Genomic DNA, 1,405 nt, shown 5'->3' on the forward strand with positions numbered 1-1,405 from the left:
TTTAGGCTCAGCTTTTTTTAAAATTAAAATTGCTGGGTCTACTTTGGCATTGTCTTTTTTAGATTTTCACTGTTTTGTACTTTCATGGTAGTTGAATAAGAAACGTTATTATTGTTCTTCTTCATCACACAGCTCTTCCGCAATCAGCTTAATACGTTCCATTGTTATACCTTTCCTTTGTTCTACGGATAAAGGATGTTCAGTTGGTTCTAACTCGATATATGGACTTACACCTACTGGACGAGTATGAACCATTGTTTTTAAATTTATTGTTTTAGGATAACAAGGGATTGAAGTTGATAACCAACCGAACAATGGCTCCAGTTCATTTTCTCTTCCTTCAGTTTCCCAATACTCAATTGTTTTTTCAAAATTTGTTTCACTTAAAGAAACCCATACATCCCATATAAATGGTCCTTCTCCATCTAATACAGGTATTTCAATACACCCTCTAATAAAAAAGTGTTCACCATCAATTACACACAAATCATCATTGATTTCAATTCGATTTTCTTGTTCTTCTTGAGGCACAGAGTAATAATAATCAGGTACATCACCTCCATAACTCATAGGAAGTTCATCGTGATACTTACCGCAACATCTACAAATATAACCTTCAATATAATTGCTCATTTCTATCCTCCATAAAAATCTATATTGGTGTTCTATTCGATATTTATCAATCCATATCCTTCTTTCACTAAACTGCCCCGTTACTTCAACACGAAAAGCCGCAAAAAAAGGCAGCTGGATCTTCAACTCTTGCACCCGTTAGCTTAAGTACATTTCTTCACAATCTACTTCGTTACTCAACAAAACGGAGATGGCTTTTAAACATCGCAGTGACGTGAACTTTTTTAATTAGACTGACCTGCTTGCCTATACTTTTCCCTTATCCAATGGACGAATCTCAAATGCCAAAACATGAATCCATAAAGGAAAGGATAGGAAATAGCTGAATACCACCATTTCCAATGTGGATAATATAAATATCCCATCTTTAAATATGTCCATTCATAGAAACTAGAAAACAACCAAAAAAGGCTGCCAAATGACAGCCAACTTCTTAAACAATCGCACCCGTTCGTATTATAAGGTTAACCAGATAAGAAAATATTACTGGTTGACCTTTATTTATATGGTCTTATTATAACAGTAGCCAGGGTAGAACGTCCGCACCCGTGGGACTTGATTCCGTCAGCTAAACTGTTCGCCCCCTACTAGTTTAAACATGTTTGAGGCTAGTTGGGACAATGATCTCGTATAACAAGCGAAGCTATGATACTACTAGGAGGAATTAGGGGTTACTGGCAAGTTCAATTTTAGGAGGAGATTTAAAATGAATCCAGTCGTTAGTCTGGATGTTTCAAAAGGAAAAAGTGAAGTTCAGGCTTTTTTAGATAAG

At 35.8% G+C, this 1,405-nt stretch carries 1 protein-coding gene; it reads right to left on the reverse strand.

The window, feature by feature from the left end; translation table 11 throughout:
• Positions 1-108: 108 nt before the first annotated feature.
• Entirely contained in the window at positions 109-633 is a 525-nt protein-coding gene (locus PH210_RS29670) for a DUF2199 domain-containing protein (protein WP_289990312.1), read from the reverse strand.
• Positions 634-1,405: the final 772 nt, after the last annotated feature.

It is taken from the genome of Paenibacillus sp. BSR1-1 (genome assembly GCF_030403775.1).
Taxonomy (GTDB): domain Bacteria; phylum Bacillota; class Bacilli; order Bacillales; family Cytobacillaceae; genus Neobacillus.